Genomic DNA, 12,769 nt, shown 5'->3' with positions numbered 1-12,769 from the left:
ATGTGTATTCCTAAAATTTGACACGATATTACCAATTCAAAATTTAATAAATCGGTTACTTTGATACAGGTGTAGTCAATGGCTTCGCCAACCAACAAATTCAAACTAAATTAATTAAACTTAAACTTTATGAAGGAAAAACTATTTTTCAGATTTTTTAAAAGTGGGGCTATGTTAACATTGTTTTTTGCGATTGTTAGTATGCAACACTTAAACGCGCAGACCATATCTGGGTCTGTTGTTGACGAAAGCGGTATTGAAATTCCGGGCGTTAACATCATTGTCAAAGGTACTACAACTGGTGCTGTATCAGATTTTGATGGTAACTTTAGTATAGCTGCTAAAAATGGCGACGTTTTGGTAGCATCTTATTTGGGTTATGCAACTCAAGAAATTTCTGTTGGAACACAGAAAAGCATAAAAATTACTTTAAAACAAGATTTAGAAAGTCTAAATGAAGTGGTTATTGTCGGTTATGGTTCACAAAAGAAATCAGATCTTACTGGTGCGATAGCAACTGTAAGCGCTAAAGACATTGATAATTTTACATTTACGAGTGCTTCCCAAACATTACAAGGTAGAATGGCTGGCGTTAGTGTACAGTCTACTGGCGGTGCGCCTGGTTCTGGTGCTAATATTGTAATTAGAGGAGCTTCTACATTTACCGACATTGGACCTCTTTTTGTTATAGATGGTATGATTACTGGAAATATGAATACTGTTAATCCAGGAGATATTGAATCAGTTTCTGTTTTGAAGGATGCATCAGCATTAGCAATTTATGGGTCTCGAGCTGCAAATGGAGTTGTTATAATTACGACTAAAAAAGGAAAAAAAGGAAAAATAAGCATCGATTTAGATACTAGCTATGGAGTACAAGATGTAATTAATACCATAGATTGGGCAGATGCAAGACAGTATGCAGATATTGTAAATAGAGCTAGAGATAATGATGGTCAACCTAGATTTCCAGCTAATGATACACAATTTGATCCTAATTATACTAGTAATTTATATGATGAGTCAACGCAAACTGCAGCAATTCAGAATACAAATTTAAGATTAGCAGGAGGTGGAGAACATACCTTGTTTAGTCTCTCATTTAGTGATTATGATGAAGAAGGTGTAATTAAATTTTCTAATTTTAAAAGAAGTACAGTAAGAGCTAATGGAAGTTTTACTAAAGGAAGGTTCAAATTAGAAAGTACTATTGGGTTAACAAGAACTGTAAACAATCCAAATGGGTATTTCAATAAGGAAAGAAACTTAATTCCTACAATTAGATTGCGTAATGATGCAGGAGAGTGGAGTGCAGATGATAGAGCAGATAGAGGTATTACAGGAGTAGCTTATGGTGCTTTTTATGGTCCAGGTACTAACACCAATGAATTAGCTTTTGCAGCTTTAGAAGATAGAACACGAACGAGAAATACAATTTTAGGAAACGTAGCTGGTTCTTTTGAAGTTATTGATGGATTAACAGCAAAAATTAATTTAGGTTTAGAGAGTTATGCCGATAATAATTACAGATATAGTCCTGAGGCACAAGTTATTTTTGACGGTTCTAATAGAGCATTTTCAGAGTTAAGTGAAACAAATGATAACTTTTTGTCAACTTTAGTTGAGACTACTTTAAATTACAAGAAAACTTTTGGGAAACATACTGTTGATCTTGTAGGAGGTGCTACTGAGCAAATAAATAATGCAAGAAACTTAGGAGCTAATGCTATTAATTTTCCAACAAATGAAGTTCGTGTAGCTTCTGCGGGAGAAATTCAAAGTGTAAACTCAAGAGATAATACATCAGTAATCCAATCTTATTTTGGTAGATTAAATTATACTTTTGATGATAGGTATATTTTAACAGCGTCAATTCGTCGTGATGGATCATCACTATTTAAAGATGGCTTAAGATGGGGGTCTTTCCCTTCTGCAGCAATAGGGTGGAATATTAGTAACGAGCAATTCATGGAGAATTTTGATGCTCTAACGAACATTAAGTTACGTTTAGGTTATGGTGAGATAGGATCTAATAATGTACCAGTTTATAGTACAGATCCTACATTAAACTTGTTTAGTGATTACGTTTTTGGAGGTAGTAGAGTTAACGGGTATGCGATTACTAGAAGTGTAAACCCATTTATAACTTGGGAGACTACTAAAACTACTAACTTTGGTTTAGAATTTAATGCATTGAACAGTAAGTTAAGCGTTACTATGGACTACTATATCAAAGAAACTGAAGATATTCTAGTAGCAACACCATTTTCATTCATTACTGGTACTGGTAATCCTGTTCCTGCAAATAATGGTAGTATAGAGAACAAAGGTTTTGAGTTTTTGGCAAACTATAGAGATCAAATAGGAGAGGTTAAGTTTAGTGCGTCATTAAACTTTTCTACACTTAAAAATGAAGTAACTTCTATTGGAGGAGGAGCGGCAATTAGACAAGGTTCATTTACATCAAACACTATAAATAGTACAAGAACTGATGTAGGTCAACCCATTGCTTCTTTCTATGGATATGTTACAGATGGAATTTATCAGACAGATGCAGAAGCTACAGCAGCAAACGATCAGCCAGGAAATCCAAGGGCTGGAGATTTAAAGTTTAAAGATATAGGTGGCCCTGATGGAACCGGACCAGATGGAATTATTGATGAAAATGATCAAGTTTATCTTGGTTCTGGAATACCAACTTTTGAATATGGTATTAATTTAAATGCTGAATATAAAAATTTCGATATAAGTCTATTCTTTAATGGCGTTTCTGGTAATGAATTATTAAATGGAACAAAGTATAGAGGTTATTTTGATTTTAATGGAAATTATTTTGCTGATGCATTGAATGCATGGACACCTTCGAATACAAGTTCAAATATTCCTAGAAATACTCAGGCAGATCCTGGATTTAATAGAAGAATGTCTGATTTTTATTTAGAGAATGGTTCTTTTTTCCGTTTGAGAAATGCACAAATAGGATATTCACTTCCTGATACTGTTTTAGATAAAATAAAACTTCAAAAAGTTAGATTATATGTGTCTGCAATTAATTTATTTACAATTACTGATTATACTGGGTATTATCCTGAAGTAGGAAGAAATGGAAGAGGTGCAAATGGCAGAAGTATATTCAATACAGGTGTAGATGAAGGATCTTATCCAACACCTAGAACGTTTCAACTTGGTTTACAAGTTTCTTTTTAAAAAATTAATATGAAAAACATGAAAAACATGAAAAAATTAAAGAACTCAGTTAAGATTGCGTTGGTAATATTAGCAGTTTGCTTTATCAACTTAAATTGTTCGGAAGACAAACTAAATCAAGTAAATCCGAATTCAATTACACCATCTTCTTTCTGGAAAACAGAGACAGATGCAACGAAAGGTGTAATTGGTGCATATGCACCATTTACAAACATTTGGTACTATACCAGATTTGAAATTTTTACATCCGACTATAGGGATGATGTAATTAATGGGTTCAACACATCTGAAAGAACGGCAGTAGGTTATTTTAGTGGAACACCAGATAGTAATGCAACTTTTTGGGTATGGCAAGCTATGTTTCAAGGTGTGGCAAGAGCTAATGAAGTTATTTTTAGAGTACCAACTATTGAAAATATGGATGCTACTTTAAGAGATAACATTACAGGAGAAGGTTATTTTATAAGAGCTTATAATTACTTCAATCTCTTAAATAGTTGGAGAAATTTGCCTTTAATAACTGTTCCTACATCAGAAATTGCAGATTTAACTGCGATTCCTCAAGAAGATCCAGCAGTAATTTGGGGACAGATAGAGGCTGATTTAAAACAAGCACAAACTTTATTACCTGATTCATGGCCAGCAGATCAAGCAGGAAGAATTACTTCTGGAGCAGCTACAGGAATCCTTGGGAAAGCATATCTATATCAAGGCAAGTATGCTGAAGCAAAAGCTGAATTTTTAAAGGTTATGGATGGTCGTTATCAATTAATGGATGATTATGCCGCTAACTTTACTGAAGAATTTGAAAACAATGCTGAGTCTTTATTTGAAATTCAATTAGTTGCTGATGGTATTGGTGGCTGGGGAGCAGATAATGCCAATTCTGGAAAAGGTTCTGCATACCAAGCAGATTTAGCACCAGTTGGTTATACCAATCAAAATACCATGAGGGTAAATCAATGGGCTCTAGATTTGTTTTTAGATGAGCAAACAATAAATGGAGAAATTGATCCAAGGACATACTCAACATTCTTCTGGAATACTGATGAAAGTACCACATATGAAGGTAAAACTTTATTTTCTAGAACATTTGAAAATGCTTCATATGCTGATGCGTTTTCTCCTACGGGGACTAATATTTACGGAAATAAATATATGGACTGGGAATTTAGTGGAAGATCTCAATCTCGCGATGGAGGTTGGCATGGAGCAGGTAATAACTTAAGAATTTTGAGATATGCAGATGTACTTTTAATGTTTGCTGAAGCTGATGTTATGGACAATGGAGGAAACTCAACACAAGCAGCTGTAAATGCTGTAAACGAAGTAAGAAAACGTGTTGACATGCCAGAATTTACAAGTGTTACTATGCAAGACATAGAAGATGAAAGAGTTAAAGAGTTAACTTTTGAGCGTACCAGATATTTTGATTTATTACGTTGGGGAAGGGTTAAATCTAGAATAGTAGATAATCCTGATTTAAAATCAGAAAGCGCAGGCACTCAAGCATATAAGCCAGGTAGAGAATATATCGCAATTCCTCAAAATGATATAGATAGAAATCCATTATGGTCACAAAACGAAGGTTATTAATTAGTCAGATTTCATATATATTGTTAGTTTAGTTTGAAAAGGCGACTCAAGAAAAATTTTCATGGGTCGCTTTTTTTAATTTATTATATTATTTTTAGATTTAATGATACTCTTTTATGCTCTTCTTAAGTTAGGCTCTAAAGCGAAAATTGGCATTTTTACTATGTTGCTTCTTTGTTTCAGTTTTGAGGGGGTAATAATAGCTCAAAATTCTATTTCTTTTGAGCGTATCACAACTGATGATGGTCTCTCTCAAAGTGATATTAATGTTATTCATCAGGATAAAAATGGCTTTATGTGGTTTGGAACACATGATGGTTTGAATAGATATGATGGATATTCATTTGAAATATACAATCCAATCCCTAACAACTCTGAAAGTATTTCAAGTAATTTGGTTTTCGATTTAGAAGAAGATCAAAATGGTGATTTTTGGATAGCTACTACGGGAGGTGGACTTGTTTATTTTGATAGATTAACTGAAAAGTTTAAAAGTTTTAAGTATGATAAGAATAAAAGTAAAAGTATAAATAGTAATTATATAGCTACGGTTTATATTGATAAAGAAAATAGGTTGTGGGTTGGTACAGGGTTAGGTTTAAATATGGTAGATTTAAAAAGCCAAAGTAAGCCAATAGAGGAGTTAGAGTTTACTAGATTTAAGGTAGAACAGGAGCCTCTTTTGTTAGATAGAAATGTAAGGGCGGTAACAGAAATTTATGAAGACAAAAATGGTCAAATCTGGACAGGTGGTTATGGAGGCATTTATAGACTTTCAAGGGAACCTAAAGGAGGTATGTATTTTAAATGCGTTAACAAGGTAATTGGACTTCCTTATATACCCGTTAATGACATATCAGAAATAAACGGAGGTTTGCTTATAGCAGGTGATGGACTTTATTATCAGAAAAAAGGGGTGGTTTTTCAGGGAGTGGAAAAACTTCTAGACGGTAGGTTTAATAAAATATTGGTAGATAATAATATAATTTGGGCAGGAACAACTAATGGTTTGTGGAAAATAGAATTATCATTTAGTAGTTCAAAAATTTTAAAGGTTGATAAATTTGTTTATGACCCTGAAGCTAATAATAGCTTAAGCAAGAATAATGTAACATCTTTGTTTAAAGATAGAACTGGAATAATATGGGCAGGAACAAATGGAGGAGGGGTTAATAAATATGATCCTAATAAAAACATATTTCAACACATCCGAAAAACTTTAAACCCAAATAGCCTTAGTTATGATAAAATTCGAGCATTTTTCGAAGATAGTGATAACAATTTATGGGTTGGAACAGAAGGTGGAGGACTAAATTTATTAAGTAATAAGTCAACTAATGAAGATTTTATTAAGTTTAAAACAATACCTAACATATATGCAATTGAAGAAATAAAGACAGATTCTAAAAAAATACTTTTGTTTGGAGGTCAAGGTACTCCTGCAATGTATCAAAAAGATATATCAACGCTAGATAAAATAAAACACAGTAAAATTATTCCAATTACAGAGTTTAGTAATAGTATATTTTCGTTATTAGTCGATAGTAAAAAAAATGTTTGGATAGGAACTTATGGTGGTGGAATTTACAGGTGGCGGTTAAACGATAGTAAAAAAGATTTTATAAAAGATAATTTTGTTAATGATGCCAATGATTCTAAAAGTATTTCTAGTAATATTATAAGAAATATTTATGAAGATAGTAAAGGTAATATTTGGTTTGCAACTAGTGATGGCTTAAGTCTAATGTTGGAAAACCAAATAGATAAAAAACACCCCAAATTTAAAGTTTTTAGAAACATTTCGAAAGATTCTACTGCTTTGAGTCTCAACTATATTATGTCTATACATGAAGACAGAAATGAAAATATTTGGGTAGGTACTATGGGAGGAGGACTCAATAAGTTCATTCCTAAACAAGGCTATCAAAATGGTGTTTTTAAATCCTATTCAAAAAAAGATGGGTTACCAAATAATGTTATAAAAGGAATTTTAGAAGATGATGAAGGTAGTTTATGGTTGTCAACTAATAGAGGACTTTCTAAGTTCAACCCAGAACTAGAGATCTTTAAAAATTACGATGTGAATGATGGATTACAGAGTAACGAGTTTCAAGAGTTAGCATATATGAAAAGAAAAAATGGTGATTTTCTTTTTGGAGGTGTAAACGGATTCAATATTTTTCAACCAAATAATCTTACTGAAAACACTTATTTTCCTGAAACAGTAATTACTAAATTTTATATATCCAATAGAGAAGTTGCTGTAAGAGAGCAAATTGAGAATCAAGTTATTCTAGATAAAATAGTAAGTGAAACCAGTCAAATCAATCTTAAGTATTTTCAAAATAATATTTCTTTTGAGTTTGCAGCACTTCATTACGCAGCTCCAGAGAAAAATAAATTTCAATATAAACTAGAAGGGTTTGATGATAATTGGCAACTTACTTTATCTGATAAACGTTATGCGGCATACACTAATCTTTCTCCTGGGAATTATACTTTTAAAGTAAAATCTTCCAATAACGATGAGTTATGGAATGAATCATACGCTTCAGTTAATATATTTGTTAGTTCTCCATTTTGGTTGACTTGGTGGGCTTATTTATTATATGGGTTAATTGTGTTAGGTATCTTGTGGAGTATTCAATCGTATTTCAATCTAAAATCTCAACAAAAAGCATCTCTAAGAGTTCAAAAAGAAATTGAACAAGTAAATAAATTAAAGCTTCAATTTTTTACAAATATATCTCATGAATTTAAAACACCAATAACATTAATTTTAAACCCAATAGAAGAAATATTAGAATCAATAGGAGAAAATTTATTTTTAAAGCCAAAGCTCAAGATAGTAGAGAGGAATGCTAATACATTATTAAGGTTGGTTCATCAACTTATGGAATTTAGAAAAATAGAGGTTGGAGAGACTAAACTGGGAGTCTCTAAAGCTAATATTGTAAATTTTGTTAGAGAAATTACATTTTCATTTAGAACTTCAGCAAAAAAAAGTAATGTTAATATTTCGTTTGAAAGTGATTTATATGCCTTAGATGTTTGGTTTGATTGGGATAAACTGGAAAAAATCCTTAATAATTTAATATACAACGCAATTAAGTTTACACCATCTGGTGGGCAAATTACTGTTAACATTCTTAAATCTAATCTAAATGAAGAATTAGAAATTTTGGATAGAGGGGTAAGAACAAAATTTGTACAGATTGAAATTAGAGATACTGGTTTTGGAATTGATAAAAATGAACTCCCTTATGTATTTCAGAGATTTTATCAAGTTACTTCAACTAGAAATAAAAAAAACAAGGGTTCAGGTATTGGATTGGCAATTACTAAGGATTTAGTAGATCTACATCATGGGAAAATTGAAGTAGAATCAGAAAAAGGAAAAGGCACTTGTTTTAAAATTAAGTTGCCTGTAGGAAATACTCATTTGTTACAAGAGGAAATAATTGAAATAAAAACATCTGAACTGTTGGATGAAGCAGAGTTAGATTTAAATTTCGTTCAAGAACATTCAAATACTCAAATTAATAGTGATAAATACAAGAACACAATATTAGTTGTAGATGATAATGCAGATATTAGGGAATTAGTAAAAGATGGGCTGTTAAAGCAATACAATGTGCTTGAGGCAGAAAATGGAAAAGAAGCATTAAGTATTGCTCTAAAAGAAATACCAGATTTAGTTATTAGTGATGTGCTAATGCCAGAAATGGATGGTGTGGAATTTTGTAAAGCATTAAAAACAAACATCAGAACAAGTCATATCCCTATTATTTTACTAACTGCTTTAAATTCTGTAGAACATCGTATTGAAGGTTTAGAATCAGGTGCTGATGCTTATATTCCTAAACCTTTTAAAATGAAACTACTTTCAGTTAGGGTAGATAAATTAATTGAGTCAAGAAACTTAATGCGTAAACGATTTCAAACTGAAAAGGAATTGACTCCTGAGAAGATAACTTTAAATTCTATAGATGAAGAGTTCTTAAAGAAAATTATGGATCTAATGGAGGCTAATATGAGTAATGAATCTTACTGGGTAGATGAATTAGCGGCTGATATGAATTCAAGTCGTTCAACATTCTTTCGAAAGTTAAAAAAGTTAACAGGCCAACCTCCAAATGATTTTATGCGAATTGTTAGATTAAAACGTGCCGTACAATTATTGGAGCAGAATGAATTAACAATTGCGCAAATTAGCTACATGGTAGGGTTTAGTGATCCTGGTTATTTTGGTAAATGTTTTAGAAAAGTTTATGGAGACTCCCCATCCAACTTTATTAAAAGAAAAAGTTTTTTAAAAAGAAACACCAGTTTACGATAAATAAGCTGATTTATCTTAAAGACTTTGCGGTACTGATGACTACAAATTTGTTGTATTAAATCAATAACTAATAGCCTGTAAAAAGTCATTATTATTGCCTACTAGAAGAGCATTTTTACCTTTTATTTTGATTTTAGTCATAGACTTTGCATTATTTGGAGTGTAGAATCCGCTTTCAGTTAATGGAATTGATTTGAAATTACCTTTTGCATCCCCCTTTAAAAATAATCCGAAACCAGCATCATTTCTTGGTGTTTCAATTTCTGAACCGTATAAGTTACCTGAGATTGTGATGTCTTTTTGTCCATCATTATCAAAATCATCAATTACAATATTATTGATGTTAGAAATTTGCGCCAACATAGGTAATTGATGCTTTATAAACGACTTCCCGTCTACATTTTCAATATAGTATGAAGCAAAAGTAGAGGCCTTTAAATTTAGTGCGTTGTTTAAATCGTTACCGTAAATATCTGCCAAATTTGAGCCCCCAAATGATTGGTATGTAGGGAATTTTTTAGCTAGTGATGGAATTTGCTTTGTAGAACATGACTTTCCTCTAACAGGATACACCTGGCCATGATCGTAATAACTTAAAACGATATCTAGAGAGTTGTTTTTATCAAAATCGTAGCTATGTACCTGAAAAGGTTGGTTTTTAGAGGCTTTGTATTTGTAATTTAATCCAAGGTTTCCAACAATTAAATCCATATCTCCATCGTTATCCATGTCTCCATGTTTTACATCAAAATACCAGCCTTCAGTATGTTCTAATCCATTAAATTCTTCTCTTTTTAACCTCCCATTAGTATTCATAAAAATAGTTAGAGGCATCCATTCGCCAACAAGAATAAGGTCTAATGCTTGGTCATTATTTATATCTAACCATGACGCAGATGTAATTAGTCCAATTTCATTCAATTCAGGAATAATGGAATTAGTGACGTCAACAAAGTACCCATTTCTGTTTTCAAGAAGTTTACTATTTGCTGGATGTGGGTATTTTTGAGGTGTTAAACGTCCCCCAATAAACAAATCTATATCGCCGTCATTGTCATAATCACATTTTTCAACTATCGAGCCGCTAGTTAAATAGTTAGGTAGTCGTGTTTCTTCTTTTTTAAAGTTTCCATTGCCATCGTTTATGTAAATTCTGTCTTGATACTTTATATCATTTGGCTTGAATTCATTTCCACCACTTGCTACAAATAAATCTAGATCATTATCATTGTCAATATCTATAAAACAACTTCCAGCGTCTTCAGAATTTTTATCAATAGACCATCCGCCTTCGTTTTTAATTAAAAAAGTACCATCAGTATTCTGCAAGCACAATTTACCTGAATAACCTGCTGAACCGCCTAAATAAAAATCGTCTAAACTATCACCATTAACATCGCCAACAGCTATGTAAGGACCAAATTGAGACATTTTGTGGGGAAGCAAAATTTCCTTTTTATAATCGTCATAATAGTTTTCTTCATGTTTTAGGTTGAGATTGATGTCTTGAGTAATATCTTGAAACAATTTGCTCCCTTTCTTGCTTAAAGGAGGTTTAAATGCCTCTCCTTTTCTTGATGATAATTTTAAAACTTGGTTTGCATTAATATTTTCAAGAATAGTTTTTTTTCCATTAGACCAAGTAATAATTGCTTTTTCTATTTTAGAGTCGTTACCTAATCCAAAATGAGCAATATCTTCACTTTTAGACATGTAGCCTCTATTGTTAGTTAACTCTACCATTTGCCAAAGCACATCATTTTTAAATATTGTAACCCTTGTCCCGTAAATACTAGTGTTAATTTCGGATTTTAGTTTGAAACGTATAAAATTTCCCTGATTTCGTTCAACAGTATTGTTTTTATAAACAAATGCTTTTTCATCAATATTGCTTACAACAATATCTAAATCTCCATCGTTGTCTAAATCGGCATAACAAGCACCTGTAGAAAGTGTGTTTAGGTTAAATCCCCAATCTTCTATTTTATTTTCAAATGTTAAATTTCCATTATTTTTAAAAGCGTAGTTTTTTAGTTTGTCAGTAGGAGCCATTTTTGCTAGTGCTAAAACATCTACAATATCTTGAAAGCGTTTACCTTGTTTTTTTGCCTCTATCTCTAAGCTATCCAAAATGATTTCATATGTATTGTTTACATCGCTAAAACGCATATTCCGTTTAATCCCATTTGTAACAAAAATGTCTTTTAAACCGTCATTATCAAAATCAGCAATTAAAGGTCCCCAGCTCCAATCGGTATTGGAAACACCTGCGAGTTGTGCAATGTCACTAAAGGTATTATTGCCATTATTTTTATGCAGAGTATTGAACATGTATTGGTAATGCCATCCTCTATCAACAATTGCCCAAAAGTCTTTAGGATTCATGCCTCCCATATTAGTCTTCATGCGCTTATGGTCTTCTGCAACCATATCAACCACCATAATATCAAGGTTGCCATCATTGTCAAAATCGGCAATGTCACTTCCCATACTAAAATTAGAAATGTGTTTAAATGAAGTGTTTATGGTGTTTTCAAAAGTGCCATCTTTTTTATTTAGATATAAAAAATCAGGTTTGTCATAATCATTTGTAATGTAAATATCAGGCCAAGCATCATTATTAATGTCTCCAATACTGGAAGATAATCCATGGGCTAAATTTTTTGTTTTCGCAATATGAGAGACTTCAATAAAGCCTTTATTGCCGCCTAAATTTCTAAATAATTTATCACTGAATTTTGGGTTTTGATATTTTAAAGGTGCTTGTCCATCTACTCTACTACCATAACTAGGGGGTTGATTTACTATATAGATGTCTGGTAAACCATCCTTGTTATAATCTAAAATATTGGCTTGAATAGAATATCCTGAATCATCTACTCTTAAGGTTTTACCCATTTCGGTAAATGTTAGATTTCCATTGTTAATGTAAAGTTGATTATTGGTTGTGCTATTTTTTTTACTTGCGCTTTTACAAACATATATATCTTGTAGCCCATCAGAATTAAAATCTGCAAAAGTAACTCCTGTTGACCAAGATTTATCTTTGTTTATGCCAGATTTTACTGAGATATCTTCGAAAATTAAATTGCCTTTATTTAAATATAACTTGTCGTTTACTTGGTTGCCTGAAAAGTATATGTCAGGTAGACCGTCATTATTAATGTCGCCAATAGCAACACCTGAACCATTTACAAAATTTTCGTTTAGAAGGTGATTTTCTTCAGCACTCTCAATTAATGTATTGGAAAAACTGATTTGCGTATGACTTGAATTCACTAGAGTAAAGTGTTTGTCGTCATCACTTAACGTATAAGGAGCTTCTTTAATACAGCTCAAATGAATTATAAAGACCAAAACTAAATATCTATAACAAGGCTTTTGCATGTAAATTATTGTGTAAGTAAAATCATTTGTTTATCCCTAATCAATATGTCAGCCACATTAAAAATTAAAACTCTTAAAATGGACAATTCTAAAAAATGAAATTAGTAAATATTTGTAAAATGATTATTCATTTCATTACAAATAACGCAATTGATTAATTTTTACTCATGGTTGAATTAAATTTACTCTTTAGAAGTTTGGTTAAAGTGTAATTTGCGCAACATAAACGAAGGTTTTGTT

4 protein-coding genes are annotated in these 12,769 nt (G+C 31.8%); 3 read left to right on the top strand and 1 reads right to left on the bottom strand.

Going from position 1 to position 12,769, the window contains the following annotated elements:
* The first annotated feature begins 129 nt into the window (after positions 1 to 129).
* The 3 genes from AC0L5U_RS10190 to AC0L5U_RS10180 all read left to right on the top strand — a co-directional run bounded on the left by AC0L5U_RS10190 (position 130) and on the right by AC0L5U_RS10180 (position 9,142).
* Entirely contained in the window at positions 130 to 3,207 is a 3,078-nt protein-coding gene (locus AC0L5U_RS10190; protein ID WP_473416295.1) for a SusC/RagA family TonB-linked outer membrane protein, read from the top strand.
* Positions 3,208 to 3,234: 27 nt separating this feature from the next.
* Positions 3,235 to 4,803, top strand: coding sequence for a RagB/SusD family nutrient uptake outer membrane protein (locus tag AC0L5U_RS10185; protein ID WP_473416293.1), 1,569 nt, complete (start codon positions 3,235 to 3,237; stop codon positions 4,801 to 4,803).
* Between the two features lie 163 nt (positions 4,804 to 4,966).
* A complete protein-coding gene (locus tag AC0L5U_RS10180) occupies positions 4,967 to 9,142 on the top strand; it encodes a hybrid sensor histidine kinase/response regulator transcription factor (RefSeq protein ID WP_473416292.1) in 4,176 nt (1,391 codons plus the stop codon).
* A 60-nt stretch (positions 9,143 to 9,202) separates the two neighbouring features.
* Here AC0L5U_RS10180 and AC0L5U_RS10175 read toward each other — a convergent pair whose 3' ends face one another.
* Complete coding sequence (locus tag AC0L5U_RS10175) at positions 9,203 to 12,529, bottom strand: VCBS repeat-containing protein (RefSeq protein WP_473416291.1); 3,327 nt, start codon at positions 12,527 to 12,529, stop codon at positions 9,203 to 9,205.
* Positions 12,530 to 12,769 lie beyond the last annotated feature (240 nt).

Source organism: Jejuia sp. G7-7, from assembly GCF_055808955.1.
This window is presented reverse-complemented; position numbering and strand designations above follow the sequence as displayed.

Coding starts and splice junctions, on each gene's coding strand:
- AC0L5U_RS10190 (WP_473416295.1), top strand. CDS start 130: ATGAAGGAAAAACTATTTTTCAGATTTTTTAAAAGTGGGGCTATGTTA.
- AC0L5U_RS10175 (WP_473416291.1), bottom strand. CDS start 12,529: ATGCAAAAGCCTTGTTATAGATATTTAGTTTTGGTCTTTATAATTCAT.
- AC0L5U_RS10185 (WP_473416293.1), top strand. CDS start 3,235: ATGAAAAAATTAAAGAACTCAGTTAAGATTGCGTTGGTAATATTAGCA.
- AC0L5U_RS10180 (WP_473416292.1), top strand. CDS start 4,967: ATGTTGCTTCTTTGTTTCAGTTTTGAGGGGGTAATAATAGCTCAAAAT.